22 protein-coding genes are annotated in these 26,773 nt (G+C 41.6%); 15 read left to right on the top strand and 7 right to left on the bottom strand.

Going from position 1 to position 26,773, the window contains the following annotated elements; translation table 11 throughout:
* Positions 1-42: 42 nt before the first annotated feature.
* The gene (locus tag ACT6XC_RS03610; protein WP_277075872.1) at positions 43-783 is read left to right on the top strand and encodes an ABC transporter ATP-binding protein; all 741 of its coding nucleotides are present in this window, start codon (positions 43-45) and stop codon (positions 781-783) included.
* A gap of 232 nt (positions 784-1,015) precedes the next feature.
* Here ACT6XC_RS03610 and sdaAA read toward each other — a convergent pair whose 3' ends face one another.
* Together sdaAA and sdaAB are read right to left on the bottom strand one after the other, a co-directional pair.
* Entirely contained in the window at positions 1,016-1,885 is an 870-nt protein-coding gene (sdaAA, locus tag ACT6XC_RS03615) for an L-serine ammonia-lyase, iron-sulfur-dependent, subunit alpha (protein WP_288516837.1), read from the bottom strand.
* Positions 1,886-1,906: 21 nt separating this feature from the next.
* Entirely contained in the window at positions 1,907-2,569 is a 663-nt protein-coding gene (gene sdaAB, locus ACT6XC_RS03620) for an L-serine ammonia-lyase, iron-sulfur-dependent subunit beta (RefSeq protein ID WP_443737957.1), read from the bottom strand.
* Between the two features lie 108 nt (positions 2,570-2,677).
* On the opposite strand from sdaAB, the gene pxpB reads away from it, so the two are divergent.
* From pxpB to ACT6XC_RS03680, 12 genes are all read left to right on the top strand, one after another.
* Positions 2,678-4,360 (top strand): 5-oxoprolinase subunit PxpB, encoded by a 1,683-nt coding sequence (pxpB, locus tag ACT6XC_RS03625; protein WP_443737956.1) that lies wholly within the window; start codon positions 2,678-2,680, stop codon positions 4,358-4,360.
* A gap of 54 nt (positions 4,361-4,414) precedes the next feature.
* Positions 4,415-5,221 carry a putative hydro-lyase gene (locus ACT6XC_RS03630; RefSeq protein ID WP_443737955.1) on the top strand — a complete coding sequence of 269 codons (807 nt, stop codon included), beginning with the start codon at positions 4,415-4,417 and terminating at the stop codon, positions 5,219-5,221.
* 146 nt (positions 5,222-5,367) lie between these two features.
* Positions 5,368-6,693, top strand: coding sequence for an aminotransferase class III-fold pyridoxal phosphate-dependent enzyme (locus tag ACT6XC_RS03635; RefSeq protein ID WP_443737954.1), 1,326 nt, complete (start codon positions 5,368-5,370; stop codon positions 6,691-6,693).
* A gap of 15 nt (positions 6,694-6,708) precedes the next feature.
* Positions 6,709-7,866 (top strand): iron-containing alcohol dehydrogenase, encoded by a 1,158-nt coding sequence (locus ACT6XC_RS03640; RefSeq protein ID WP_443737953.1) that lies wholly within the window; start codon positions 6,709-6,711, stop codon positions 7,864-7,866.
* Positions 7,866-8,732: a carbon-nitrogen hydrolase family protein gene (locus ACT6XC_RS03645; protein WP_443737952.1), complete on the top strand. Its 867-nt coding sequence runs from the start codon at positions 7,866-7,868 to the stop codon at positions 8,730-8,732. The genes ACT6XC_RS03640 and ACT6XC_RS03645 overlap by 1 nt, the downstream gene beginning before the upstream one ends.
* 163 nt (positions 8,733-8,895) lie before the next feature.
* Positions 8,896-10,065, top strand: a complete 1,170-nt coding sequence (locus tag ACT6XC_RS03650; RefSeq protein WP_078931548.1) for a transporter substrate-binding domain-containing protein — start codon at positions 8,896-8,898, stop codon at positions 10,063-10,065.
* A 121-nt stretch (positions 10,066-10,186) separates the two neighbouring features.
* Positions 10,187-11,050 (top strand): urea ABC transporter permease subunit UrtB, encoded by an 864-nt coding sequence (gene urtB, locus ACT6XC_RS03655; protein ID WP_288516849.1) that lies wholly within the window; start codon positions 10,187-10,189, stop codon positions 11,048-11,050.
* A gap of 12 nt (positions 11,051-11,062) precedes the next feature.
* On the top strand, positions 11,063-12,169 hold the full coding sequence (locus ACT6XC_RS03660; protein ID WP_443740835.1) for an ABC transporter permease subunit: 1,107 nt from the start codon (positions 11,063-11,065) through the stop codon (positions 12,167-12,169).
* A gap of 120 nt (positions 12,170-12,289) precedes the next feature.
* Positions 12,290-13,156 carry an urea ABC transporter ATP-binding protein UrtD gene (urtD, locus tag ACT6XC_RS03665; RefSeq protein ID WP_287395292.1) on the top strand — a complete coding sequence of 289 codons (867 nt, stop codon included), beginning with the start codon at positions 12,290-12,292 and terminating at the stop codon, positions 13,154-13,156.
* A 2-nt stretch (positions 13,157-13,158) separates the two neighbouring features.
* A complete protein-coding gene (gene urtE, locus ACT6XC_RS03670) occupies positions 13,159-13,857 on the top strand; it encodes an urea ABC transporter ATP-binding subunit UrtE (protein WP_443737950.1) in 699 nt (232 codons plus the stop codon).
* Between the two features lie 13 nt (positions 13,858-13,870).
* A complete protein-coding gene (locus tag ACT6XC_RS03675) occupies positions 13,871-14,530 on the top strand; it encodes an AAA family ATPase (RefSeq protein WP_443737949.1) in 660 nt (219 codons plus the stop codon).
* Between the two features lie 60 nt (positions 14,531-14,590).
* Positions 14,591-15,823: a Zn-dependent hydrolase gene (locus ACT6XC_RS03680; RefSeq protein ID WP_443737948.1), complete on the top strand. Its 1,233-nt coding sequence runs from the start codon at positions 14,591-14,593 to the stop codon at positions 15,821-15,823.
* A gap of 2 nt (positions 15,824-15,825) precedes the next feature.
* On the opposite strand, the gene ACT6XC_RS03685 is transcribed toward ACT6XC_RS03680, so the two are convergent.
* Genes ACT6XC_RS03685 through ACT6XC_RS03695 form a run of 3 tightly spaced genes read right to left on the bottom strand, consistent with a single transcriptional unit; the run spans position 15,826 to position 18,355 of the window.
* On the bottom strand, positions 15,826-16,587 hold the full coding sequence (locus ACT6XC_RS03685) for a LamB/YcsF family protein (RefSeq protein WP_443737947.1): 762 nt from the start codon (positions 16,585-16,587) through the stop codon (positions 15,826-15,828).
* Positions 16,574-17,458 carry a DUF4392 domain-containing protein gene (locus ACT6XC_RS03690; protein ID WP_443737946.1) on the bottom strand — a complete coding sequence of 295 codons (885 nt, stop codon included), beginning with the start codon at positions 17,456-17,458 and terminating at the stop codon, positions 16,574-16,576. Before ACT6XC_RS03690 ends, ACT6XC_RS03685 begins: the two co-directional genes overlap by 14 nt.
* A 39-nt stretch (positions 17,459-17,497) precedes the next feature.
* The gene (locus tag ACT6XC_RS03695; protein WP_443737945.1) at positions 17,498-18,355 is read right to left on the bottom strand and encodes an aminotransferase class IV; all 858 of its coding nucleotides are present in this window, start codon (positions 18,353-18,355) and stop codon (positions 17,498-17,500) included.
* A 255-nt stretch (positions 18,356-18,610) separates the two neighbouring features.
* Here ACT6XC_RS03695 and ACT6XC_RS03700 point away from each other — a divergent pair, with 255 nt between their 5' ends.
* Positions 18,611-20,692, top strand: coding sequence for a pectate lyase family protein (locus tag ACT6XC_RS03700; protein ID WP_443740836.1), 2,082 nt, complete (start codon positions 18,611-18,613; stop codon positions 20,690-20,692).
* Positions 20,693-20,914: 222 nt separating this feature from the next.
* Here ACT6XC_RS03700 and proC read toward each other — a convergent pair whose 3' ends face one another.
* Both proC and proB read right to left on the bottom strand, forming a co-directional pair.
* Positions 20,915-21,706 (bottom strand): pyrroline-5-carboxylate reductase, encoded by a 792-nt coding sequence (gene proC, locus ACT6XC_RS03705; RefSeq protein WP_443740837.1) that lies wholly within the window; start codon positions 21,704-21,706, stop codon positions 20,915-20,917.
* A gap of 10 nt (positions 21,707-21,716) precedes the next feature.
* Positions 21,717-22,511 (bottom strand): glutamate 5-kinase, encoded by a 795-nt coding sequence (gene proB / locus ACT6XC_RS03710; RefSeq protein ID WP_443740838.1) that lies wholly within the window; start codon positions 22,509-22,511, stop codon positions 21,717-21,719.
* A 165-nt stretch (positions 22,512-22,676) separates the two neighbouring features.
* On the opposite strand from proB, the gene ACT6XC_RS03715 reads away from it, so the two are divergent.
* A complete protein-coding gene (locus tag ACT6XC_RS03715; RefSeq protein WP_443740839.1) occupies positions 22,677-26,702 on the top strand; it encodes a phosphoribosylformylglycinamidine synthase in 4,026 nt (1,341 codons plus the stop codon).
* Positions 26,703-26,773 lie beyond the last annotated feature (71 nt).

Raw genomic sequence — 26,773 nt, forward strand, 5'->3', positions numbered from 1 at the left:
GTATTTTGAAGTTTTAATTTTGACTTTTTATGTGAGGCGAATATGCTTTTGGAAGTAAAAGACTTAAAAGTATCCTATGGAAATATAGAAGCTCTCCACGGAATAAGTTTTGATGTAAACCGTGGAGAAATTGTAACACTAATCGGTGCGAACGGAGCTGGAAAAACCTCGACTTTAATGAGTCTTGCCCGTCTTGGCCGGCCGGAAGCGCCTGTCGTAAAAGCCGGCGATATTCTGTTTGAAGGGCAGAGCATTTTAAAGACTGAACCTTATGAACTGATACAGAAAAAGATGATGTGTCTTGTTCCTGAGGGAAGACACATTTTTGGCAATCTTACCGTCGAGGAAAATCTGCAGATGGCATGCTATGGACGCAGAAAAAATCCGGACTCAAAGGCGCGGACAGCTGAACTTTATGACCAGGTTTACGACCTTTTTCCGCGGTTGTACGAGCGTCGCCGGCAGAGAAGTGAACTTTTGTCAGGCGGTGAGCAGCAGATGCTTGCAGTTGGCCGGGCGCTTATGACGGACAGCCCTTTTATAATGCTTGATGAGCCGAGCATGGGACTTGCGCCTAAACTTATGTTCGAAATGTTCCGCGCGCTTAAACAGCTCAACTTTACAAGGCAGATGACAATTCTCGTTGTAGAGCAGAATGCCAAGGTTGCGCTTGATTTTGCTGACCGTGGATATGTACTTGCAACTGGCGAGATAATCGCATCTGGAACAAGTGAACAGCTCCGTAACAATCCCGAGGTACAGAAAGCATATCTCGGCGGTTAAAACTAAAATTGCTCCTTTTTGTGGCCGTCCCTGGACCGACTGTTGCTGTCAAACACAAGGAAAGGGGGCGGTTTTTTTGTTTTAATTTTGATTAAAGACAGATTTGCTTGAATTATGGGCGTTTGTCTGGCAAATGCCAGGCACCGGGCTATCCGGGGTTTTATTCCTACGCATTTGCTCCGGAACGCGCCTGCGGCGCGCCCCTACTATCCCTAACGCATTTTTAAATTTATTACTGTCTCATTTTTTGCATTATCGTGAGTCCTGTTGGAGTTGCCGCAAGACCGTCTTCTCCTGTTTCTCTAAGACAGGCAGGTATAAGTTTTCCGATTCTTCCCATGGAGTCTATTACTTCGTCTGCCGGAATTGCGCTTTTTACGCCGGCTTTTGTCATTTGAGAGGCGACAACTGCGTTTACCGCTCCGCTCACGTTTCTTTTTATGCAGGGAACTTCTACAAGTCCGGCAACCGGATCGCAGGTAAGTCCAAGCATACTTTTTAGGGCAAGTGCCACGGAATTCAAGATGTCATCGTTTGTTCCGCCGTCAAGGCTTGTGAGCGCTCCTGCCGCCATTGCGCTTGAGGAGCCGATTTCTGCCTGGCAGCCACCCTGGGCACCGCTTATACACGCATTTTGAGCGATTACTTCTCCAATTCCTGCTGCGACAAAAAGAGCTTGTACGATTTTTTCTTCGCTCACGTTGCATTGTTTTTCGTAGGTTAACAGAACTGCCGGAATTATTCCGCAGGAACCTGCAGTTGGAGCGGCTACAATCCGCTTCATGCATGCGTTGCTTTCGCCCATTTTTACGGCTTTTTCCATTACCTCTGTCATAAAATCGCCAAGAAGACGGTTTTTTTGTTTTTTGAATTCTTCCAGTTTTGCGCCGTCTCCACCGCTTAGACCGCTTGCTGAGCGAAGGGCAGGATCGTAGTTTTTGTCCGCGTTTTTCATTGCTAGATACATGTCTTTCATTTTTGCGAACGACACTTCAAAACTTGTTCCCTGTTCTTTCATGTCATCTTTTATGATAATCTGCCAAAATTCTTTTTTTGCGGTCTTTGCTTTTTCAACTATTTCACTTAGACTTTTAAAACTCATTTAAAACCTCTGTCTGTAACTTTATTCTTCAAGGCTGTAATAGGTAACTTTTTCGATTCCTTCCAGATGCGAAACCCATTTTATAGATTCTTCCGGAATTTCCTGGTCACATTCGATAATCATGACAGCGTTTCCGCCTCTGTTTGAACGGTAGAGCTGCATTTCGGCAATATTCACGGATTTATGGCTCAGCATGCTTGTAACTTCTGCAATGTGTCCCGGCTGGTCAAGGTTGTGGACAATAAGTGTCGGATATTCTCCGGAAAAATTGGCGCTTAGTCCGTCTATGGCCGCTATGTTTATGAGAGAGCCTCCAAGAGATTCGCCGACAACTTCCAGATGCCTTCCGTTTATTCCATACAGAATAAGCTGCACAGAATTTGGGTGAACATCTTTTAATTTTGCTTCGCCAAAACTGAATTCAAGCCCATTTTTCTCCGCAATTTCAAAACTCCGCGGAATTTCAGGGTTGTCCGGCTTCATTCCAAGCAGTCCAGCCAGAATCGCTTTATGAGTTCCATGACCTTTTCCAGTTGCAAGAAATGAACCGTACAAGAGAATCTGCGCCTTTTTTACAGGCTCTCCAAGAAGTTTTCTCGCAACATAGCCGATTTTTACAGCTCCTGCCGTGTGGGAACTGGACGGTCCGACCATAACAGGTCCGATAATATCGAAAATATTCATAATTAAATAATAATATAAATATTCAAAAAAACAAACAATCGTGCACGATGTATTGAATAAATTTTTGTTTGGTTTTATGATTTGCGTTGAATATGGGAGCAGACGAAAATGACAGGTTGTAAAATAGTTTTTTCGGGCGAAAATTCAATTGAAGTTCAATTTGAGCAGAAAATTTGTATCGAAGTGAACCGAATGGTTTTTGAGTTTGCCAAACTTTTTGAAGAAGCGGCAGTTGAAATTTCTGACGCAAAAATTGAAGAGATTGTTCCGACTTATTGCGCCGTTACCGTCTATTTTGATTGCGCAGAAAATGAAGATAAAGGGCGCAAAAAAATTCTTGAAGCTGCCCGGCGGATTTTGGACAGGGTTCTTTCGGATGGAGAAAAAAAGACAGAAAATTCTGGCCGAATTGTAAAAATTCCTGTCTGCTACGATGATGAAGAATTTGCTCCCGACCTGAAAGATGTTGCCTTGAACGCAGGGCTTTCGCAGACAGAAGTTGTCAGAATTCACTCATCAACGGATTATTTGATTTATATGCTTGGTTTTTTGCCGGGTTTTGCTTATCTTGGCGGACTTGACCCGCGCCTTGAAACTCCGCGTCTAAAAACTCCCCGTACAAAAATACAGGCTGGAAGCGTGGCGATTGGCGGAAGCCAGACAGGACTTTATCCTGTAGATTCTCCCGGCGGCTGGCGGATAATCGGGCGCACTCCTTTAAAAGTGTTCAGTCAGTTTAGAAATCCTGCTTTTTTATATTCGGCAGGAGACAAAATTAGATTTGTGCCAGTTACAAGACGAGAATTTGACGAATTTGATGAGTTGGACTGGCTGGAAAAAAACGGCTATTTAGAAAATAAAATGAGTTCACCCAAAAAAACAGTGCGTTTTGTCTGCGGCGGAGGAGCAAAAATTATTGACGGCGGATTGCTGACCACTGTTCAGGATTTTGGCAGAAAAGGTTTTCAAAAATACGGAATAGGAGAGAGCGGAGCGATGGACAGAAAAAGTCTTGCCCTTGCAAATGCTCTTGTTAAAAACGATTTGAATACAGCCTGTCTTGAAACAACCTTGTGCGGTCCTGAACTCGAATTTTCTTCGGACTGCGTGTTTGCAATCACCGGCGCAGAATTGAATGCCAGCCTTGACGGTAAAACTGTCGCAATGAACACAGCTGTCAGGGCAAGCGCCGGAAGCGTTCTAAAATGCGGTTTTGCAGTAAAAGGTTTGCGCTCGTACATTGCATTTAGCGGCGGAATCCTTGTTCCTCCTGTTTTTGGCAGCGCGTCGACAAACGTTAAGAGCGGAATGGGCGGTTATGGTGGAAAACTTGTCAAAGGCGGACAACTTGCTTTTGGAGAAAGTTTGTATGACTTAAAAAACAGCGAATTTAATTCATCATCTTTGAACATAGAAAATGAAAAAATTGAAATAAAAGACGATGAAAATTCTCCGCTTATGCTAAAAGTTCTTCCTGGCGCCCAATACGATTTTTTTGACAAAAAAATAATTGAAAAATTTACTTCGACGGTTTATGAGGTAAGTTCTGAGAGCGACAGAATGGGAATCCGCTTTTTAGGAAACAGCCTTGATTGTGGAAAGACAGACATAATTTCTGATGCGATTCCATTTGGAGCAGTGCAGATAACATCAAGCGGTCTGCCAGTTGTAATGGCGGCGGACAGACAGACGACCGGAGGCTATGCGAAAATTGCCACGGTTTTGCAGCGGAGTATGCGTGAACTGGCTCAGGCACGTCCTGGAAAAAAAGTGCGTTTTGTGTTTTGTTGACTTAAGAAAGTTTTGATTTAAGACAAAAAATTTGCGAAAAATTGGGAGAAAAATATGGAAAAAATTGAAAATTCAAATCCGTATCGGAAAAGTTTGCCAAAGGAAGTCCGCCAATTGATAAGCGACGGAAAGATTACAGGACAGACTTCTGGAATGTGTGACGGTTATGCCCAGGCAAATCTTTGCATTCTGCCTGAAAAATATGCTTATGACTTTCTGTTGTTTTGTCAGCGCAATCAAAAATCTTGTCCGCTGCTTGAGGTAAGCGATTGCGGCTCTAGGTTCCTAAAAACTTCTGCGCCAGGAGCAGACATTGCCAAAGAAATTCCAAGGTACAGGGTTTGGAAAAATGGAAAACTTTTTGATGAATGTACGGACGTTTCTTCGTATTGGAGGAATGATCTTGTTTCTTTTGTGATTGGATGCAGCTTTTCTTTTGAGAGCCTTTTGATTGACGGTGGAATTGATGTCCGGAATATTTCTGAAAATCACAATGTGCCGATGTATGTTACGAATATAGACACCGCTCCGGCCGGAATTTTTAGCGGAAAAATGGTTGTTTCTATGCGGCCAATTCCGTACGACAAGATTGTCCGTGCCGTCGAAATTACATCGCGGGTTCCAAAGGTTCATGGTTCTCCGGTTCATATTGGTTTGCCAGAGCTTATCGGAATAAAAGATATAAATAAGCCTGATTTTGGAGAAATGAGCACAATCAAGGAAAATGAAGTTCCTGTGTTCTGGGCATGCGGAGTAACTCCTCAAAGCGTCGTTATGAATTCAAAACCTGACTTTTGTATAACACATGCGCCTGGACATATGCTCATAACTGATATTCCTGAGAGTTTTCTTCAGAACTAATGTAAAAAATGCACAAAAAATAAATGAATGTTTGTCATATTTGCTATCGTGCACGAAAAAATAGCGTGCTAATGTTGTGTCATAAACAAAAGCGTGAAGGCAGAAGTTTTTTACGCTAAAACTGAACTTAATTTGGAGGCAGGAATATGAATGCAAAAGAGATTGCAAAAATGCAGACAGAGAATGTGCTTTTGGGATGGAGCAAGCAGGGCGGATTAGACCCGATTGTTGTTGATCATGCCGAAGGAATTTATATCTATGATACCGACGGAAAACGATATGCGGATATGTCTTCTGAGCAGGTAAATGTTAATGCCGGTTACGCAAACAAGGAAATGACCGAGGCTATAAAGGCTCAGCTTGATAAATTTGCTTATGTTCAGGGCTCGTGGGGAGCAGAAAGCCGTGCAAAACTTGCAAAATCTATTATTGACCGTTTGCCTGACTGTTTTGGAAAAGTGTTCTTTACAAACGGTGGAGCAGATGCGAACGAGAATGCGATAAAAATTGCCAGAATGTACACTGGACGTTTCAAGGTAATGAGCCAGTACCGTTCTTATCACGGTTCAACTTTTGGAGCCGGAAACTTGACCGGTGAACCACGCCATTTTGCGCTTGAGCCGGCTATTCCGGGCTTTATTCACTTCCGCGGACCTTATCCTTATCAGGAAAAAATTCACTTTGAGTCGGAAGATGAGGAATGTGAATATTATGTAGAACGTCTGCGTGAACAGGTTACTTTTGAAGGTGGCGACAGAATTGCTGCAATTATTCTTGAAACTGTAGTTGGTTCAAACGGAATTATCATCTATCCGAAGAACTACTTAAAAGGTGTCCGCAAGATTTGTGATGAATTTGGAATCATGATGATTTGCGATGAAGTTATGGCTGGCTGGTACAGAACTGGAAAAATGTTTGCATACATGAATTTTGACGTAACTCCAGATATTATAACTTTTGCAAAAGGCGTAAATTCTGGCTATATTCCGCTGGGTGGCTGTATCGTAAAGAACGAAATTGCGCATTTCTTTGACGACAAGTATCTTTCGTGCGGACTTACATATTCTGGTCATCCGTTGGCATGTGCCGCTGGTGTTGCTTGCCAGGAATTCTACCTTAAAAACGATATTGAATCTCATGTTCAGAAAGTTGGAAAGCATCTTGGAGAAAAACTTGAGGAGCTTAAGGCAAAACACAAGAGCATTGGAGATGTTCGCTACATTGGACTTTTTTCTGGAATTGAACTGGTAAAGGACAGAGAAACCCGTGAACCTCTTGTTCCTTGGGGACAGGATCCAAAAGGAATAATGGGAGCGATTGTAAAGGAACTCAAAAGCCGGGGATTTTTTACATATTCACACGAAAATGTAATTATTGTCGCTCCGCCGCTTATCATAACCGAAGCACAGATTGACGAGGAACTTGAAAAGCTGGACGATGTTTTGAGTATTGTTGACGAAAAATACATTTAACGTAAGGAGAAACCCATGGTATTCAATTTTACGACAACGCCAAGGACTGTAATGGGCGAAGGTGCGTTAAAAATCGCTGCGCCTTATTTTAAGTCTTTTGGAAACAAAGCTTTGATTGTGACCGGAAAAATAATTACAAAGACCGGGCTTGCCGCTCAGGTTCAGACTGTGCTCGAAGAACAGGGAATTGACAGCGTTATCTATAACGATCTTCCTGGAGAGCCTACGGATTTGATGATTTATGCCGGGGTTGAAGTTTTTAAGAAAGAAAAGTGTGATTTTATTGTGGGGCTTGGCGGAGGAACACCTCTCGACAGCGCAAAGGCGATTGCGGCTATGGCGGTTCTTCCTGGAAAACTCGGTGACTATAAAGGAAAGGAGATGTCCGGGGATTTTGCGCCGCTTGTGTTGATTCCTACAACTGCTGGAACCGGCTCTGAAGTGACAAAGTATTTTGTATTTACAGAGACAGCGACGGATTCAAAACTCTTAATAAAAGGCGACGCTCTTCTTCCAAAAATTGCTGTTGTTGACTACACATATACGATTTCTTCTCCTGCTTCAATCACACTGGCCACAGGAATGGATGCGCTCACGCACGCGATTGAAAGCTACACTTGTATAAAACATACTCCTGTTACGGATTTGTACTGTCTTGATGCGATTAAGAGAATTTTCAAATATCTTCCAGTCGCTGTAAAAGACGGTACGGACAAGGTTGCCCGCGAAAATATGAGCATTGCCGCTTATGAGGCTGGAGTTGCAATAAATACAAGTCCTACAACGATTGTTCACGGAATGAGCCGTCCGATTGGAGCTGTTTTTCATGTTCCGCATGGAATATCAAACGCTATACTTTTGGTTGAATGTCTGCGCGCTGTGCTTCCAGGAGCATATTCACGTTTTGCAGAACTTGCCGTATTGGTTGGAGCGGCTCAGGACGGAGAGGAACCTGCGATTGCTTCTGAAAAATTTCTTGAGAAACTTGAGGAATTTACAAAATCCTTGAATGTTCCAACTCTCCGCGAATACGGACTTGATCTTCAGAAATTTGCTCAAAAAGAAGAGAAAATGGCGTCAGATTCCGTTGCGTCTGGTTCACCTGCAAACTGCTACAAAGTTCTTTCAAAAGAAGAGCAGATTGCAGTTTATGAGATTTTGAGGAATAAATAATGAAAATCGCGCTGATTCAGATGAAAGGAAAAAGTTCCAATGATGATAATATCGAAATTGCGTTGGAACAAATTGAAAAAGCAAGTGCTTCTGGTGCTGATTTTGTTGTTTTGCCGGAAATGTTTTCCTGTCCTTACAAGGCGTCAAATTTTCCTGTCTATGCTCAGGAAGATGGCGGAAAGAACTGGCAAAAGTTGAGCGCAGCTGCAAGAAAAAATAAAATTTATCTTGTAGCCGGCTCAATGCCTGAACTGGAAATAAGTGAGGAAAATGGCAACCACGTAGAAAAAATCTACAATACTTCCTATGTCTTTGACCGAACCGGAAAACAGATTGCAAAGCATCGCAAAATGCACTTGTTTGATTGCGATATTCCTTCGGCACGGTTTTATGAAAGCGAAACCTTAAGTCCAGGAAAAAACGTAACAGTATTCGACACAGAATTCGGCAAAATCGGGCTTATGATTTGCTTTGACATTCGGTTTCCTGAATTGGCGCGGCTTATGGTTGATAAGGGGGCAAAACTGATTGTTGTTCCGGCGGCGTTCAACATGACGAGCGGTCCTGCCTGGTGGGATATTATGTTTCGTGCACGTGCAACCGACAATCAGGTTTTTATGGCAGGGTGTTCTCCTGCCCGCGACGAAAATGCTGGTTATGTCGCGTGGGGACATTCACTTTTTGTCGACCCATTTGGAAAAATCCTTGCTCAGCTGGACGAAAAGGAGAATATTCTTTTGTGCGATTTGCAGCTTGAACAGGTAGATGATTTCCGAAATCAGTATAAAATTCTTGCTGCCCGGAGAAAAGACGTTTATTCGCTTGTTGAATGCAAGAAAGCTACAGAAAATAATGCGGACATATAGTTAAAATGCACGAAAAAAAATTTTAAATTTGTGCAAATAAGATTTTTATGTCCGGGGCAATGTCTGTATACTAAGTTTAATTTTATGAATCAAAGGCGGTTCTGTTCATCGTAGAGGTGAATTGAACCGCCTTTTTTTTGTTCATCTATGGAGGTGCATAATTATGAAAAGAGTCTTTAAGAAATCACTTGAGGTTTTAGCAGTCCTTGCGGCTACTTTTGGATTTTTTTCTTGCGGAGAAAAAAAGAGTTCTGCAAAAACAGTAAAGATTGGAATTCTCTACAGTACGACTGGAAATTTCAGCCTTTCTGAAACGCCTATGCAGAATGCGGCTAAAATGGCGATAGACGAAATCAATGCGGCCGGCGGCGTAAAAGGAATGCAGATTGAACCTTTGTATGTTGACTACGGTTCAGACCCGGCCATGGCGGCGGAAAAGGCTCAGCAGATGATTTTAAAAGATGGCGTTACTGCCATTGTTGGAACAAATGCATCTAATACGCGTCTTGCAGTAATTCCTACGATTGAAAAATACAACAGCGTTCTTGTTTACAATACTTATTATGAGGGCGAAAAACCTTCAAAGAACCTTCTTTACACAAATACTTGTCCAAACCAGCAGGTTGCGGCTTTTATTCCGTGGATGATAAAAAATCTCGGTCCAAAAATTTACATCGTTGGATCAGATTATGAATTTCCACGCAAGACAATCGCCTTTGCAAAGGAATATATTGCAAAATTTGGCGGACAAATTGTTGGAGAAGAATATACGCCTACAAGCGAAACAGACTTTTCTTCCGTTGTAAACAGAATTAAGGCTTCTGGCGCAGACTGTGTATTCTCAGGTGTAGCAGGCAACTCAAATGTTCCATTCTACAAGGACTATGTTCAGTACGGAATGGATCCAAAAAAAGTTCCGCTTTGTTCAATTTCGTCACACGAGTCTGCAATTAAGGCTGTAGGTTCGGCAGCTGTCGGAAACTATGCTTCGTTCGACTATTTTAATTCTCTTGATACGCCGGAAAGTAAACTTTTTGTTGAAAAATACCAGAAACTTTTTGGAACGACAACAACGGTTACAAACAGTGCAGAAGGTGCTTACCACGGAATCTATATTCTTGCAAAAGCAATAGAAAATGCAAAGTCGCTTTCGGCACAGGACATTATAGCCGCAGCTAGTGGTGTTGAGGTTGATTCACCTGGAGGAAAGATAAAAATGGACGAGAAAAACCATCACTGCTGGCTTAACACTTATATTGGACAGGTTCAGGATGATTTGTCTTACAAGATTCTTGCAAAAAGTGACGGACTTGTAGCTCCTATTCCTGAATAATTGAATTAAACAAAATAAATTGAAGAAAAAATCTGCCGTCGCGGTGGACAATGACGGAAAACTGCCGCGGCGCACAGTCGCTTGATGAGTTTTTTAACACAAACACAAAAAGGAGGCACAGATGAGCCTTTTCTTACAACAGCTATTGAACGGAATCAGTAACTCATCGGTTTTGTTTCTTACGACAATCGGTCTTGTAATCATTTTTGGAATGATGGACGTTGTCAACAATGCACACGGAGAGTTCATAATGATTGGAGCTTATACGGCCTGTATAAGCGTTAATGCTTTGCATATTCCGTTTGCACTCGCATGCATTCTTGCAGCCCTCGTGACTGGAATTGTCGGAATAATAATTGAGCAGGCGGTTATTAAAAAACTTTACGGAAAAGTTGCCGAAACCCTGCTTGTTACGTTCGCACTTGAATACATAATCCAGCAGATTGTACGAATGATTTTTGGACCGGAAAGCCAGACTTTGGAAGTTCCATTGCGTGGACAGATTACAGTTCTTGGAGTTTCTATTCCGTATTACAACCTTGTTTTGATTTTAATGGCCTTGGTTGTGCTTGCGCTTACGCTTGTTCTTTTTTATAAAACTTCGTTTGGAATGCAACTCCGTGCAATTACACAAAACCGCGACATGACGCAGTGCCTTGGAATCAATGTTGCACGGATAAATATGTTTACATTCGGTTATGGTGCTGCTCTTGCAGGTTTTTCTGGTGCGTTGATTGCTCCGATAAAGAGCGTTTTTCCTGGAATGGGACCGGCGTTCAACGTTGACGGATTCCTTGTTGTAATTCTCGGAGGACTTAATTCAATAATAGGATCATTTGCCAGTTCGTTTGTAATCAACGAATCAATCACAATAATGTCGGGATATATGAGCCAGATTGTCTCAAAGCTTTTAATTTTTGTTGTGATAATCGTGATTGTACGCTTCCGGCCGAACGGTCTGTTTTCTTCAAAGGAAAAAAGATAGGTGAGGTGAATTATGAGTTTTGATGAAAAAATTGAAAAACTGAAGACGCCATGCTTGTCGTCTGTAAAATCTGTAAGCGTTGAAAAGTGGATTGCATACGGAATGTTTGCGCTTCTTATTTTTATTCCGCTTTTTAGTTCAATGTATAGCCAGCTGGTTTTCGGAAAATTTATCTCCTATATGATTTTTGCGCTTGCGCTTGATATTCTTTGGGGATATGCCGGATTGATGAACCTTGGATTTGCGCTCTTTTTTGGGCTTGGCGGATATGTATTGGGAATCTCTCTCTCGTGCCAGAACGGGCTTCCTGCATTCATGGAATTTGGCGGACTAACACAGATTCCTCTATTATATAAGCCTTTGCAGAATATTCCGTTTGCGTTTTTGATGGGACTTTTGGTTCCTGCGGCAGTCGCCTTTATTCTTGGACTTTTTATTTTCTACAGCAAGATTAAGGGTGTTTTCTATAATCTTATAACTCTTGCGCTTGCGGCTTTGTTTGAGCTTCTTCTTGCCACAAAGCAGATGTACACCGGCGGTTCTTCCGGAATCAACGGAATTGCAGGAGGACTCGACAAAATAAAATTTTTCGGCAGACCTATAACGATTACAGGCTGGTATTATATCGGTCTTGTTGCGCTTGTGGCAGTTTATGTTCTTTGCCGTCTTATTACAAAGGCTCGTTTTGGCAGCGTAATAAAATCTGTCCGAGACAACGAGGCCCGGCTTCAGTTTCTCGGATACAATCCTGCGGTGTTTAAGATTGCGGTCTTTACAATAGCAGCGTTTTTTGCAGGTTTTGCCGGAATGGTCTATCTTCCAATGACGTCGTTTATTTCTATTGAAGCAGCCGGCGTTAGTTTTTCGACTATGGTTCTTGTTTGGCTTGCTGTCGGTGGACGTGGAAATTTGACTGGAGCAATGGCTGGCGCACTTCTTGTAAGTTTTTTGCAGTCAAAGCTTTCGGAAAGTTTTGGCAATATGTGGCAGCTTGTGCTTGGCGCTGTCCTTATTCTTATCGTTTATTTTTTGCCAAAGGGAATTATTGGAACTTTGCAGGATATTCAGTATAACCGTCGAATTGCAAAAGTAATCTCGCAGCAAAAACAGGAGGCATGATAAAAATTACGTCCTTGTAATTTTTATCATCACAGTTTGCTCAAGCGTTGCTTTCTCAAACTGTGATTCTCGCCATCCGTAGCTCGCCGCTAACGCGGAGTTTTAGAAGGAGGCATGACAATGGCTTCATACCTTGAATTGAGAGATGTTTCAGTTGTTTTTTCAGGATTTAGGGCTGTCAATAAAGTCAATCTCAAGATTGAAAAAGGCGAACTTCGCGTGCTTATTGGACCGAACGGTGCCGGAAAAACCACAATAATGGATATGATTACCGGTAAGACAAGACCGACAGAGGGACAGATTCTCCTTGACGGATACGATATAACAGGAGAACCGCCTTATAAAATCGCCGAAACTTACAGAATCGGGCGCAAATTTCAAGGACCGAATATTTTTGCGAACATGACTGTCTTTGAGAACATAGAAGTTGCCCTACGCGGTTATTCGTCGCTTATAAAAACATTCACCTACAGACGCACGCCGCAAATTGTTGAAAAAATCAATGGAATCTTAAAGCAGATAAATCTCTACGATTACCGGGATATGGTAAGTTCTTCTCTTTCGCACGGTCAGAGGCAATGGCTTGAGATGGGAATGGTTTTGGCACAGGATCCAAAGGTTATTCTTCTTGACGAGCCGACTTCGGGAATGACAGCGGACGAAACATACAAGACAGGCGAGATGATTCTCAATGTTATGAAAGGAAAAACTATTCTTGTAATTGAGCACGACATAGATTTTGTTAAGCAAATTGCAAAAAAAGTCACTGTTTTAAATCATGGCGAGATTCTTGCTGAAGGCACTTACGAGGAAATTACAAATAATCCGGAAGTTGTCCGTGTTTATCTTAAAAACGATGCCGACCTTGATAAAAAAGAACCGACGGCCGAAGAAAAAATCATCAGACAGATGCAGACACAGCTTCTTGAAAAGGCAGGTGTTTCTACCGAGGCGGTTGCAGGCCAGAAAACTACAGGAGGAGAATAAAAATGCTTGAAGTAAAAGACGCATGTGTAAGTTACGGAAAGAGCCGGGTTGTGAACGGAATCTCCCTAAAGATTGACGGCGCAGAAACATTTCTGGTTCTCGGAAGAAACGGTGTTGGAAAGACAACATTTATGAAAAGCATAATTGGGCTTTTGCCGGTAGATTGCGGTTCAATAAATTTTGACGGAAGCGATATAACAAAGAGCCGGGCGTATGAGCGTTCTCAAAAAGGAATTGCCTATGTTCCTCAGGGACGTGAAATTATTCCTATGCTTACAGTTAAAGAAAACCTGCAATTAGGGGCTGTGGCACATAAAAAAGTTCAATTTGAAACAAAGATGAAGGAAATTCTTGAATATTTTCCTGATTTGACGCCACATCTGCGTAGAAAAGGAGGTGTGCTTTCTGGCGGACAACAGCAGCAGCTTGCAATTGCCCGCGCACTAATGAGCGATCCTAAAATTCTGATTCTTGATGAGCCGACCGAAGGAATCCAGCCAAATATTGTTATGGGAATTGCAGACATTCTCAAACGGTATCAAAAGGCGAAGAATATTCCTCTGATTATCGTGGAGCAGAATCTTCACTTTGCGCGCAGAATCGGCGACCGTTTTATGATTATTCAAAAAGGCCGCAGCGTAAAGGAAGGTTCTATCGACGAACTGACCGATGAAGTTTCTGCTAAATATATTTCTGTATAGGCGGGGGTAAAAAATGTCTAAAAATTATGTAATTACAATTGCGAGAGGTTTCGGTTCTGGTGGCAAACAGACGGCGACACAGATTGGAGAGAAACTTGGAATTCCCGTCTACGAAAAGCAAATTCTTGAAATGGCTTCGGCATATTCTGGGTTAAGCGAGGAAATGTTCATTGAAGTTGATGAAAAGCTCCGTGGAAATTATGTAACCAATGCTCTTGCAAAATTTACTTTTCCAAAGGAAGTTTCGCCTACAAGCAAGCGTTTTGAGAGCGATATAAATCTTTTTTGTATTCAGGCTGAAATAATAAAACAGCTTGCACAGAACGTGTCGTGCGTAATAATTGGAAAATGCGCCGACCATATTCTCAAAGATTTTGACAATGTTGCGAGTTTTTATATAGAAGCTCCCCGCAAAGAATGTCTGGAATCAATTATGACAAAGACCGGCGTAAATGAAAAAGAAGCCGCAAAAATGATTGAGAATACGGACAAGTATCGTTCCGAGTACTATAAGTTTTATTCTGGCGGAAACTACTGGACAAACCCTGTCAACTACGACCTTACGCTCAACAGCGCGAGAGTGGGACGCAGACGCTGTGCCGATGTAATTATCGATTATATGCGGCGGAGATTCGGGGCGGACTTTGAAGATACATTCAAGGGAAAAATCTAATGAATGATAAACCAGTTTGGTTTTTAAACCGGACAATTCTGCTAAAAAGAGGTACTACAAATGTATGAATGTGATATAAAAAGAATGGAAGAGAAAATAACCACTTTTGGAGGCTTTGGCGACACAGGCCACGGTGGAATTACAAGATTTTCACTTTCTCCAGCGGCTATTCAGGCAAGAAATGAGATAAAATTGCGCATGACAAGGCTTGGCCTTGATTTTAAGACGGACGATCTTGGAGACATTTACTGCACTCTTCCAGGAACAGATCCGGATGCAAAAGTCATAATCTCCGGCAGCCACTGCGATTCAGTTCGTCAGGGTGGAAATTACGATGGAATTCTTGGCGTTCTTACTGCTATGGAAGTGATAGAAACTATAGTCACTCAAAAAATTCCACACAGGCATCCGATTCAGCTTGTTGTTTGGACAAACGAGGAAGGCGCGCTTTATGAACCTGCGATGATGTGTTCAGGAATAATCTGCGGTAAATTCAAAAAAGAAGAAATGTTCGCTTCAGTTGCAAAGGACGATTCTGGAAAAACTTTTGGACAGGCTCTTTCGGAGAGCGGATTTTTGGGTGAAGAAAAAAACAGGATTGAACCTTCAAAAACAGAAGCTCTTGTTGAACTTCATATTGAGCAGGGGCCAGTTCTTGAAGCCGGTGGATACGACGTTGGAGTGGTTGAAGGAGTGGTTGGAATGATAAATTATGAATTTACGTTTCACGGACAGGCCGACCACGCCGGCACATTCCCAATGCCTTACCGGAAAGACGCTCTTTTTGCTGCCAGTCAAGCTCTTTTGTTCCTTCACGAAGAATTTGACAAGATAGGCGACAAGGAACTGGTTTATACAACCGGAAAAATAAGCTGTCATCCGAATATTCACACGATAATTCCGGACGAGGTAAAATTCACCTTAGACGTGCGTCATCAGAATCCAGAAATAATAAAAAAATGTGTTGAAATAATAAAAACTATGCCAAAAGAATGGGCAAACTGCACGATGAGCTATAAAGAAGCGTGGGCGCGAAACACCGTAACTTTCTACAAGGAATGGGTTGATGATGTTGAAAATGCGGCTCAAAAACTTGGTTACAAGAGCCACAAAATGTACTCTGGAGCCGGTCACGACGCACAGTACCTGAGCGAGATTGTTCCTACTACGATGATTTTTGTTCCGAGCAAAGGTGGACACAGCCACTGCGAACTTGAATATTCGCCAGTTGAATGGTGCTGGAAAGGAGCAAACGTGCTCCTTAACACAATTCTTGAGATAGACAAAAAATAGGATTATTTTCCCATGGCAACAACTTTAATTCCCTCAGTTTCGAGTGAACTCCGGATTTTTTTTACAAATTCAAGGGCTTTAGGGCTGTCGCCATGCACGCAGATAGAATCGGCTTCGATTTCTATTTCTTTACCAGAAATTGTCTTTACTTTGTGATTTTTTATCATTTCAAGAACACGTTCAATTGCAAGATTTTCGTCTTGAATCATTGCGCCTGGTTTTGTGCGGGAAACAAGGCTTCCGTCATCTTCATAAGCGCGGTCTGCAAAAACTTCTTTTTTTGCCCGTAAACCAATTTTTGAGGCGGCTTTTAGCATTTCACTTCCGCTTAGCCCAAGAAGAATCAAAGAACCATCAATTTCGGCAATTCCCTCTGCTATTGCAATGGCGAGTTTTTCGTCTTTTGCCGCCATATTGTACATTGCTCCATGGGGTTTTACATGCTGAAGCGGGATTTTATTTGCAACACAAAAAGAATGCAAGGCTCCAACTTGATACTGAACCATCGCTTTTAATTCGAGAGGGCTGACATTCATATTCCGCCGTCCAAATCCTACAAGATCTGGAAAACCAGGATGCGCGCCAACTGCCACATTGTTCAGTTTTGCCATAGCAACAGTTTTTGACATAACCAGCGGATCTGAGGCATGAAAACCGCAGGCAATATTTGCAGAGGAAATATATTTTATAACCTCTTCATCAAGTCCGATTTTATAATTTCCAAAACTTTCTCCAAGATCACAGTTTAAATCAACTTTCAACATAATCATTTTCTCCGTTTTTATAGTTTATGACTGCGTTTTTAAGGGCAAGAACGATTTCTTTTTCTGTGTCCATTCCAAATCCGTCAACACCGACAATTTTTTCTCTTTTTACTCCGTCCACACTTCCGATTTTTACCGTGATGCAGATGTAATCCTCGATTTCCTTAAAATCCGGCAAAAGCCCGTTTTTTTGAGAAAGAGCATCGAGATAAGCAACAATTGAATACGCTCCCCAGTTGCTTACGGAAGCTATTACAAGGCAGTCTACTTTTACAGAACATGGAACAAGGCTCAGTTTTGAACTTATCAATTCCGCCACATTTCCCATTCCAATTTCGTTTCCGCCGTCTCCAACACCAATTGTCGGAATTTTTCCGTAGGCAAGAGTGAATAAAATGTCCGTTCTGGCAGTAAATTCACAAATGCTTTCTCTGCGCATATTTTCGTATCTGCCGTTGATGTTTACTCCACAGCGTTCAACAGAAATAAGCCCAACCGGCTGATATTTTTCAAGTAGAGCCGCGCAGTATTTTTCGTTGGCGTCAAAAGGCATATAAGCAACTTCAAGCCCTTTAAGTTCAAAAAAATCTTTGCAAAAGGAATCTGTAACAATTACAGGATTGAATCCGAGTTTTTTTAACGCAAGTGCCAGAAAAACAGTTCCAGCAGGACCGTCTGTTTCTGCATATCCGGCGACATAAAAACCTGTTGTCAGAAGAATTGTTCTTCCTTTTTGCCAGGATAAAATCATTTCTGCCGCCTTATGTGAATAGTCAGCCGGCAAACTTTTTTTAAGCACGTTCATTCCGCGTGAGCCATGCCGCAAAACAATATCTTCAATTGTTTCTGTCAATTTAGTCGAATTTTGCATAGATGTCTCCCAAAATAAGAAAAACGTCGTAATTAAAAATCAGATAATGTCGGCTTTATAGCCAGTTTCCTTGTAAAAATCTTCAACAGCCTCAGTTTGAAGCCTTTTTAAAAGTTCAGGATCCTTTCTTCCAACTGGTTTTCCGTCAATTTCGTAAGCCGGCAATCCCAAGGTTCCTGCCGAAGTGATGAAAACTTCGTCTGCGGCAAAAAGTTCATCTAGTGTAAAAGGGCGCTCTTCGTAAGGAACTCCGATCCTTTTACAAATTTCAAGATAATGACGGCGGGTCACACCTGGAAGAATAAGTTCATCCAATGGAGGAGTAATGAATTTTCCGTCTTTTAAAATATTTACGTTTGTGTGGGCACATTCTGTAACACGCTCGCCACGATGAAAAACAACTTCCTTTGCGCCATTTTCAAAAGCTCTCTGGCTTCCCATTACGCTTGGCAAAAGGTTCAAAGTTTTTATGTTGCAATGGAAAAAGCGTGTGTCTTCTTCTGTAATAAGTTTGCAAGGTTTTCTCAAATCAGTAAGTTTTGATTCAGAAATTGTAATTAGAAGATTTGGTTCAACATCAGGAAAAAGGTGATTGCGCGGCGCAGTTCCACGGGTACATTCCCAGTAAACAAAACATACTCCGTCACTGTCCATGGCATCAATGCACTTTTGAAGTTCTGCGACCAGTTGTTCTTTTGACATTTTGAAAGGAATTCTTGTAAGACGCAGACTGTTAAAAAAACGCTCAATGTGATAATCAGTCTCAAAAATTTTGCGGTTTGCACAGTATGTCGCATCGTACACACCGTCGCCAAAAAACATTGCACGGTCCAAGAAAGGAACCGTCATCTCTTCCTGCAAGCCCATCTTTCCATTGTAATAACCTACGTTTTTCATGCTTAGCCTCTTTATATTTCGTGCATCGTGCACGTTAATAATAAAATTATTATGTTTTTCATTTTTTTTGGCAAGAATTTTTTATAGTTTTTTATTGAATTTTGACAATTTTTTTACTTTGAAAGATGAATTAGTTTTGCCTTTATTTTGGAAAAAGCCGATAGAATTTTATATATTCAATTAAAAAATCCCCTAATAGAATAAAAACGAATGTGAATCGTAAAGGAGAGAAGTTTACAAATCTGGAGGAACAGAATGAAAAAATTAACTAGACTTGCCGCAATTCTGGCAAGCACGGCAATCTTGTTTAGCGCAATAAGCTGTAAAACCGATGACAGCAACGACGGGGGGGGGGAAGGAAGCGGACCGTCAATCGAAACAAATGCAGATGGAACTACGACGTTAAAAATTAACGAAAACGATAAGGCGAGTGGTTTTGTAAGTGCTTTTGCAACGGATGGTACTGTGGCAAAAATTAACACTGCAAATGTAAGTGATTATTTGGGTTCGGGATATTTGGATAATCCTGGAAAAGTAGTTTATTCGGTTAATTCTGAAACGGAACAGGTTGTTAAGATTCAGATTTGTTATGCTCATTGGGGCTGGTCATACCAGATTAAGGCGGCTTATGTTTTGATTAATGGCGAAAGCTGTGATGATGATGAAATTCTTTATGGCAATTGGACTGGAAAATCTCTTAAAATGTCAAACACAATCACTGTTTCGCTAAAAGCGGGCGACAACCAAATTTGTCTTTTGCCTGTTCCAAAAGGAAAGAAACTTCCAAAATATGATGAAACAAAAGGTTTTGGTGTAAAATATCCGAACGGCGAAAAGGATGAGGTGGCTGCTGAAAATAACGCAGGTAAGTCCGTTGCTGGAAAATATCTTTCAGATGGAATGATTCCAAATCTTGATTATATTTCTATTACTGGAAAGGGGATTAAAAATGGAAGCGGTCAGTCTGTAAATTATTATCAGATAAAAACTTCTGTAAATAATAAAGATTATGGCTCAATCGAATTGTTTCCAGAGCAGGAAAGTTATAGTGAAGGAACTGAAGTTAGTGTAATCGCAACGCCAAAACCAGGATATATTTTTGATTCTTGGTGCGGATCAAATAGTGATACAAGCGGAAAATTTACCGTAAAAGTTGATTCTGACAAAACGGTTAAGGCTAATTTTATCCCAAGTTCATTTGACAAGACTTCTGAACTTGCTGGACTTGAAGGCTATGCAACTGTATGTGATGATTCTGGCTCACCTTATACAATTACTGGTGGATTTGGCGGAGAAGAAATAACTATTTCTTCATACGCTGATTTGCTCTCAAAAAAATCAAAAATTTCAGGAAATGAACCTGCAATTATCAAGATTGGTGCGCGTATTTCTTCCGCAGAATGGATTGGAACAGACGAATACAATAAAGAACTCGCATCATTGATTGCAAGCGAAAAAAAAGAAAGTGAGGCAAAATTTATTCTTAAAAACAGAAGTTTCCATTTTGATGTTGGTTCAAATAAAACTCTGATTGGCGAATCAGGAAAAGACTACGGATTTAAAAACATTAACGTAAAAATTTCTGGTTCAAATGTAATTGTTAAAAACTTGCATTTTGGCGATGTAATTGGGGAAGATTATTTTGGCGGTTCTGGAAACGATGCTATGAGCATTAAAGGCGGAAAACATGTTTGGATTGACCATTGTGAATTCAGTTCAAGTCTTACTCCTGTTGAAGTTGATGGAACTGCAATTGACTTTTCTGAACACAAATTTGAAGTAGACCTTGAAGGCGAAAATTGTACAGAAGAAGCAAAATGGACAAAAGATTTCTATGATGGACTTTTGGATATTTCTGAAACAAGTCGTTTTATTTCTGTTTCCAACAGTTACTTCCACGATCATTGGAAAGCTTGTTTGTGCGGTGGTTCAAATGACAAGGTTTCATCACAGCCACAAGGTTCTCTTGTTCGTCTGAGTATGTATAATAACTACTTTGAAAAAATCCATGCGCGACAGCCATTGTTCAGATTTGGTAAAGCACATATTTATTCAAGTTATTTGAAAGGTTTAGGAGATTCTTCTGGAATTGAGGTTCGTGCAGAAAGCCGTGTTTATGTAGACAATGTTTATTTTGAAGGTATTAACGGAAATAAAACTGTCGGTTGTTGGAATTCTTCTAAAGGTCTTGGAGCAGGAAAATGGACTGTAAAAGAATGTGAAGGAGCGTCATATGTTAACAATGCAGGATTTACACCGCCTTATGTATGGACTGAAACTTCGGCTATCAAGTCTAAGGCAAATTTGCCAGTTTCCGCTGGAATTAGCAAAAAATGATTTGCAGTAGGGCATAGAGCAGCGGCGATGGCGGGTTTGAACCTGCCGAAGCCGAAAACCGCAGCCGCGCTATTTGCGCGGCGAGGATTTAGAGCGTTAGCGAACTGAGGCACGCCCGACGGCAGCTTTGCTGCTGGACTGCCCTGTAAAAAAAATAACCCGGTTTTTAAATTCTGTTTTTGGAATTTTTTAAGCCGGGTTTTGTTTTTTAGAGAATAATTTTTATTTTTGCATTATTGAATCGATTGATTTTATGCAGGCGTTGCGAAGTCCGTTTTCTTCGAGGGCTGTTACTCCGCGGATTGTGCTTCCTGCCGGGCTGCACACATTGTCTTTTAATACGGCTGGATGTTCGCCTGTCTGCAATTGCAATTTTGCCGAACCTAAAACTGTCTGGCTTACGAGTTTATATGCCGTTGCACGCGGAATTCCGTATTTGACGGCGGCATCTGCGTATGCTTCGATAAATAGGTCTACAAAGGCTGGTCCACAACCGCTTATTGCACCGCCGATTCCCATTAAATTGTCAGGTAATTCTTCGACAGTGCCAAGATTTTCAAAAAGCTGCCAGATTTGCGCGCGTTCTTCTGGTTTGAGCGAATTTGTTTTTTCAAAAAGGAATACTCCTTCGTCAACCATGGCCGGTGTGTTTGGCATGACAAACTGGATGTGTGGTTTTTCGGTGTAGGCTGAAAATACTTTTTCAAAAGCGTGAAAATTCCAGCCGAGTGCAATTGAAATGAGAGTTTTGTTTGCAAAATCCCGTCCAACTTCCGAAATTACGTCTTCTATCTGGTATGGTTTGCAGGCTATAAAAATCGTGTCGGCTTTTGAAACTGCTTCTTTTAACAAGGTGCAGGGAATAAAACCGTATTTTGCTGCATTTTGCGCAAGTTTTTGTTGGTTTGGTGCGTAGGCAAATATGTTTTTTGGTTCGATTTTGCCGGATTTTATAAAGCCTCCGGTCAAAGCCTGCGCCATGTTTCCCATTCCTATAAATGCAATTTTTTCCATATTTTCCTCTTTATTCTGCCAGGAAAAGACTACCTTTTTCTGTGCCGTCGTTGAGTTTATCCAGAATATTTTCTTTACCACCGTTTGCCAGTAGCATTGGAATTCCGTAGAGCGTTGTTTTTTCGGCTGCCTGAATTTTTGTTTCGATTCCGCCTGTTCCAAAACTGTTTGCGTCGCCAACGTGAATTGTTTTCCGCAATTCTGGAATTGACTTTATGACTTCTACGAGTTTTGCGTTTTTGTTTACTTTTGGATTGTCTGTAAAAATTCCGTCAATGTCGCTAAAAAGAATGAGAAGATCGGCGCTCCAGAGAATTGATGTGAGTGCCGCAAGGTTGTCGTTGTCGCCGATTGAAAATTCGAGAGTAGAAACGGAGTCATTTTCGTTGATAATTGGAACAACGCCTTCGTCTGCAAGTGTAAAAAGCGTGTTGCGGATATTCAGTGAGCGATTGTTGTCTTCAAAATCTTCTTTTGTTAAAAGGATTTGACCGATATGAAGACCTTGTTCGTTGAACGCTTTGCGCCATTGAGCCATAAGTTCTACCTGACCGATTGCGCACAGTGCCTGTCGAAAGTGGAGGTCTTTTTTGCGTGCCCATTCTTTTAGTGTCGAAACTCCAGAAACCTGTGCTCCTGAAGAGACAATGACGAGCTGTTTGCCCTGATCGATTAAATTTTTGCACTGTTTTGCAAATGAAGCCATAAATTGCGTGTTTTGTGTTCCGTCTGGCAATGCAAGTGTGTTTGAACCGATTTTTATAACGATTTTGCGAGAAGATTTTAGTGCGTCCTGAATATTCATAACAGTATTTTAGTGAAAAGACAGGCTGTGGACAACAAGAAATTTTTGTGCTTATAAATTGAATTGGAAAATGCGTTTTTTTTTAAGATGATTTTGCGTTTTATTGAAGTTTTTACAAGGACTTTCGATGTTGAATTAAGAGGTCTTTCTCATTAAAATAGTAGAATGTTTCGTATTTATGTAGAACGCAAGCCTGGCTTTCAGAGTGAAGCTCAGAGCATTTTATCGGAAATCAATGGATTTTTGGGCATTTCCTCTGTAAAGGGAGTGCGTTACTTTAACCGCTACGACATTGAAAACACTTCGGAAGAAGTGTCTAAGATGGCCGCATTGAGAATTTTTTCTGAGCCTCAGAGCGACAGTGTGGCTTATGAAGAAGTTAAGATTGATGAAAAAGACACGGTTATTGTCTGGGAATATTTGCCTGGACAGTATGATCAGCGTGCTGATTCTGCTGAGCAGTGTCTTTCTCTTTTGCGTGAATCTATGAAGAATTCTGCAAAAGTTGGATCTCTTCCTCCGCGTGTTCGATGCGCAAAAATGGTTGTTTTGTCTGGAAGTGTTGGTGCTGACGAAGTTGCTAAAATTCAGCATTACCTCGTAAACCCAGTAGACAGTCGTCTTACTGATTCAAAAATTCCTGACACTTTGGAAATTAAAGCGGCAGAACCGGGCGATGTTCCTGTTGTTGAGGGCTTTAACAAGTTTGGCAAAAAAGAACTTAGTGAATATCTTTCTAAAATGGGTCTTGCTATGGACTTGCCAGATATTCAGTTTTTGCAGAAATATTTTAAATCTATCGACCGCGATCCGACAGAAACAGAGATTCGTGTTCTTGATACTTATTGGTCTGACCACTGCCGTCACACGACATTCAATACTGTTCTTAAAGATATAAAAATTGAAAAAGGTCCTTATGCAAAACTTTTTAAGCAGTCGCTTGAAAATTACAAGGCTTTGCACACTGATCTTTATGCAAAGCGTAAGGATAAGCCTCTTACATTGATGGACATGGCTACAATCGGCGGAAAATATCTTCGCAAGCACGGAATGCTTGATGACATGGAAGTGAGCGAAGAAAACAATGCCTGTTCAATTTTTATTGATGTTCATTATACGACAGATAAAGACGGAAATCCTTATCCAGACGGAAAAGATGAAGTTGAACAGTGGCTTTTGCAGTTTAAAAACGAAACTCACAACCACCCGACAGAAATTGAACCTTTTGGTGGCGCTGCAACTTGTATCGGAGGCGCAATCCGCGATCCTCTTTCTGGACGCAGCTGGGTTTATCAGTCGATGCGCGTAACTGGTGCCGGCGATCCTACTGTTCCAATGAGCGAAACTCTCCACGGAAAATTGCCTCAGCTTAAGCTTTGCCGCGAAGCCGCCCAGGGATTTTCTTCTTATGGAAACCAGATCGGTTTGACAACTGGTCAGGTTACGGAGATTTATCATCCAGGATTTTTGGCAAAACGCATGGAGCTTGGTGCTGTAATTGCTGCCAGTCCTTATTCAACTGTAATGCGCGAAACTCCTGAAGCAGGCGATATTGTAATTCTTCTTGGTGGCGGAACTGGACGCGATGGAATTGGTGGAGCGACTGGTTCTTCTAAAGTTCATACCGAAAAATCTGTTACGACCGCGGCTGCGGAAGTTCAGAAGGGAAATGCCGTTGAAGAGAGAAAAATTCAGCGTCTTTTTAGAAACCCTGAAGTAAGCCATATGATTCGCCGTTCAAACGACTTTGGCGCTGGCGGTGTTTCTGTTGCAGTTGGTGAACTTGCTCCTGGCCTCGACATCAATCTTGATGCTGTTCCTAAAAAATACGAGGGCTTGAACGGGACTGAACTTGCAATTTCTGAAAGTCAGGAAAGAATGGCGGTTGTTGTTCGTGCCGGCGATGTTGAAAAATTCATTAAATTCTGTAATGACGAAAATTTGAATGCTGTTGTTGTTGCAACTGTTACTGACAAAAATAAACTTACGATGAAGTGGCGTGGAAAGACGATTGTTGACATTGACCGTTCTTTCCTTGATTCTGCTGGTGCTCCTCACTTTGCTAAGGCAAAAATTGAAAGTCCGTCAGAAAACTCTTCTTCTCCGCTTGTAAAGCCTCTCGAAAGCGTACAGAAAGCTCTCGGAAACTGTGCTTCGGCCACTGGCGAAAGCGGCGAAAATACGCCGAATACTGAACAGATTAAAAACGCATTTATCGCTGACCTGGCAGACCTTGCCTGCTGTTCTCAGCGTGGTTTGCAAGAACGCTTTGACGGTTCAATTGGTTCTTCTACAGTTTTGTTCCCATTTGGCGGAAAATATCAGGGAACTCCAGAATGTGCAATGTCTGCAAAAATTCCTGTAATTTCTCCTCGCGAAACTTCGACTGTAAGCCTTATGTCTTATGGTTACGATCCGCGTGTTGCCGAATGGTCTCCGTGGCATGGCGCACAGACGGCGGTTTTGTCTTCCCTTGCAAAAATTACTTGTATTGGTGGAAAAGCAACTACAAGTCGCATGAGTTATCAGGAATTCTTTGGACGCACCGTGGACGAAAAAACTTGGGGTTATCCAACCGCTGCACTTTTAGGTTCTGTTGATGCTCAGCGCGAAATGGGCTGTGCTTCGATTGGTGGCAAAGACTCAATGTCTGGTACTTTTGAAAATATGAATGTTCCTCACACACTTGTTTCTTTTGCTGTGGCTCATGATGAAGCAAAGAACGTTCAGTCTGGTTCATTTAAAAAATCTGGAAGTTATATTTATCTGGTTCAGGTTCCATATTCTGCTGAACTTGCTCCTGACTGGGACACTTTCAAAAAGAACTCAGATGCCCTTTACGAAGCAAACAAGGCTGGAAAAGTGCTTGCAATGTATCCTGTTTGCGCTGGCGGAATTGCCGAGGCTGTTACAAAAATGGCTTTTGGAAACAAAATCGGTGTTCAGTTGACCGCAATTCCTTCGAGCGCTACTGCAATTGGTTTCCACCGCAATGTAAATAATACGATTGCAGACTTGTTTACTCCGCTCTATGGTTCGATTATCGTAGAAACCGATGACGACAAATTTGAAAACAATGGATTTGTAAATACGACTGTAATTAGAATCGGAAATACTCAAAAAGATCCAATCATCAGCGTTGCAATGGAAGGTCTTAATCCTCTTCCGCTTACAGAAATTTCGCTTGATGAACTTTACGGGGCCTGGGACAAAACCCTTGCAAAAGTATTCCCACCAGTTTCTTCTGTAGAGCCTGCAAAAAAACTTCCTGAATGGGCAGTTAAAAAGCATTCTTCTCTCGAAGAAGCCCGCGCAAAAGTTTCTGCCTTTACAGTTCTCGACAAGGAAAAGGCTAAGCCTCGCGTAATTGTTCCTGTTTTCCCTGGCACAAACTGCGAATACGACATGGCTCGCGCTTTTAATTTGGCTGGAGCAGATTCAAAAATCTTTGTTTTCCGCAACAGAACTTCTAAAGATCTGGAAGAATCTCTTGTTGGATTGCAAAAAGAAATTTCTGCCGCACAGATTGTTGCGTTTGCAGGTGGTTTCTCTGCTGGTGATGAACCTGACGGTTCTGGCAAATTTATTGCAAACGTTATTCGGGAAGCAAATATTGCGCAGGCAATTACAGACCATCTTGAAAAGAAAAATGGTTTAATTCTTGGAATTTGTAACGGTTTCCAAGCTTTGATTAAGACGGGACTTGTTCCTTTTGGAAAAATCGTTGAACCGTCTGCCGAAAATCCGACACTTACTTATAATAATATTCACCGTCATATAAGCCGCGTTGTTAGAACGACAATGGTAAGCGCTTCTTCTCCATGGGCTTTGGACAAAACCGTTTTGGATTCTCGTCCGCACTATGTTCCTGTAAGCCACGGTGAAGGACGTATTATTATGTCTGAAGAATTTGCAGAAAAAATGTTCAAAAACGGTCAGGTATTTACACAGTATTGTGATGAAAACGGAATCCCTGCTGTGAGTGAACCAGATAATCCAAACGGTTCGGCATTTGCAATTGAAGGCCTTACAAGTCCAGACGGACACGTTCTCGGAAAAATGGGACACTCTGAACGAACTGTTGGAATCGGCGGATTTAGCAATGATTTGATTAAAAATATTGCTGGCGAAGACAATGGTTCTTCTTCGTGTCAAAATATTTTTGCTGCAGGTGTAAGATATTTTAATTAAGCCTTCGGCTTAGGGATTTTTGCGTGTTAAGCACGCTGCGACTTTTGCTAAAGCACACGGCCTAAGCCTTC

Origin of the sequence: Treponema berlinense, from assembly GCF_052273165.1 — a bacterium.
GTDB lineage: Bacteria > Spirochaetota > Spirochaetia > Treponematales > Treponemataceae > Treponema_D > Treponema_D berlinense_A.

What these genes read in the sequence shown, in the direction of transcription:
- ACT6XC_RS03610 (WP_277075872.1), top strand. Translation starts at nt 43, where the DNA reads ATGCTTTTGGAAGTAAAAGACTTAAAAGTATCCTATGGAAATATAGAA.
- sdaAA (WP_288516837.1), bottom strand. Translation starts at nt 1,885, where the DNA reads ATGAGTTTTAAAAGTCTAAGTGAAATAGTTGAAAAAGCAAAGACCGCA.
- sdaAB (WP_443737957.1), bottom strand. Translation starts at nt 2,569, where the DNA reads ATGAATATTTTCGATATTATCGGACCTGTTATGGTCGGACCGTCCAGT.
- pxpB (WP_443737956.1), top strand. Translation starts at nt 2,678, where the DNA reads ATGACAGGTTGTAAAATAGTTTTTTCGGGCGAAAATTCAATTGAAGTT.
- ACT6XC_RS03630 (WP_443737955.1), top strand. Translation starts at nt 4,415, where the DNA reads ATGGAAAAAATTGAAAATTCAAATCCGTATCGGAAAAGTTTGCCAAAG.
- ACT6XC_RS03635 (WP_443737954.1), top strand. Translation starts at nt 5,368, where the DNA reads ATGAATGCAAAAGAGATTGCAAAAATGCAGACAGAGAATGTGCTTTTG.
- ACT6XC_RS03640 (WP_443737953.1), top strand. Translation starts at nt 6,709, where the DNA reads ATGGTATTCAATTTTACGACAACGCCAAGGACTGTAATGGGCGAAGGT.
- ACT6XC_RS03645 (WP_443737952.1), top strand. Translation starts at nt 7,866, where the DNA reads ATGAAAATCGCGCTGATTCAGATGAAAGGAAAAAGTTCCAATGATGAT.
- ACT6XC_RS03650 (WP_078931548.1), top strand. Translation starts at nt 8,896, where the DNA reads ATGAAAAGAGTCTTTAAGAAATCACTTGAGGTTTTAGCAGTCCTTGCG.
- urtB (WP_288516849.1), top strand. Translation starts at nt 10,187, where the DNA reads ATGAGCCTTTTCTTACAACAGCTATTGAACGGAATCAGTAACTCATCG.
- ACT6XC_RS03660 (WP_443740835.1), top strand. Translation starts at nt 11,063, where the DNA reads ATGAGTTTTGATGAAAAAATTGAAAAACTGAAGACGCCATGCTTGTCG.
- urtD (WP_287395292.1), top strand. Translation starts at nt 12,290, where the DNA reads ATGGCTTCATACCTTGAATTGAGAGATGTTTCAGTTGTTTTTTCAGGA.
- urtE (WP_443737950.1), top strand. Translation starts at nt 13,159, where the DNA reads ATGCTTGAAGTAAAAGACGCATGTGTAAGTTACGGAAAGAGCCGGGTT.
- ACT6XC_RS03675 (WP_443737949.1), top strand. Translation starts at nt 13,871, where the DNA reads ATGTCTAAAAATTATGTAATTACAATTGCGAGAGGTTTCGGTTCTGGT.
- ACT6XC_RS03680 (WP_443737948.1), top strand. Translation starts at nt 14,591, where the DNA reads ATGTATGAATGTGATATAAAAAGAATGGAAGAGAAAATAACCACTTTT.
- ACT6XC_RS03685 (WP_443737947.1), bottom strand. Translation starts at nt 16,587, where the DNA reads ATGTTGAAAGTTGATTTAAACTGTGATCTTGGAGAAAGTTTTGGAAAT.
- ACT6XC_RS03690 (WP_443737946.1), bottom strand. Translation starts at nt 17,458, where the DNA reads ATGCAAAATTCGACTAAATTGACAGAAACAATTGAAGATATTGTTTTG.
- ACT6XC_RS03695 (WP_443737945.1), bottom strand. Translation starts at nt 18,355, where the DNA reads ATGAAAAACGTAGGTTATTACAATGGAAAGATGGGCTTGCAGGAAGAG.
- ACT6XC_RS03700 (WP_443740836.1), top strand. Translation starts at nt 18,611, where the DNA reads ATGAAAAAATTAACTAGACTTGCCGCAATTCTGGCAAGCACGGCAATC.
- proC (WP_443740837.1), bottom strand. Translation starts at nt 21,706, where the DNA reads ATGGAAAAAATTGCATTTATAGGAATGGGAAACATGGCGCAGGCTTTG.
- proB (WP_443740838.1), bottom strand. Translation starts at nt 22,511, where the DNA reads ATGAATATTCAGGACGCACTAAAATCTTCTCGCAAAATCGTTATAAAA.
- ACT6XC_RS03715 (WP_443740839.1), top strand. Translation starts at nt 22,677, where the DNA reads ATGTTTCGTATTTATGTAGAACGCAAGCCTGGCTTTCAGAGTGAAGCT.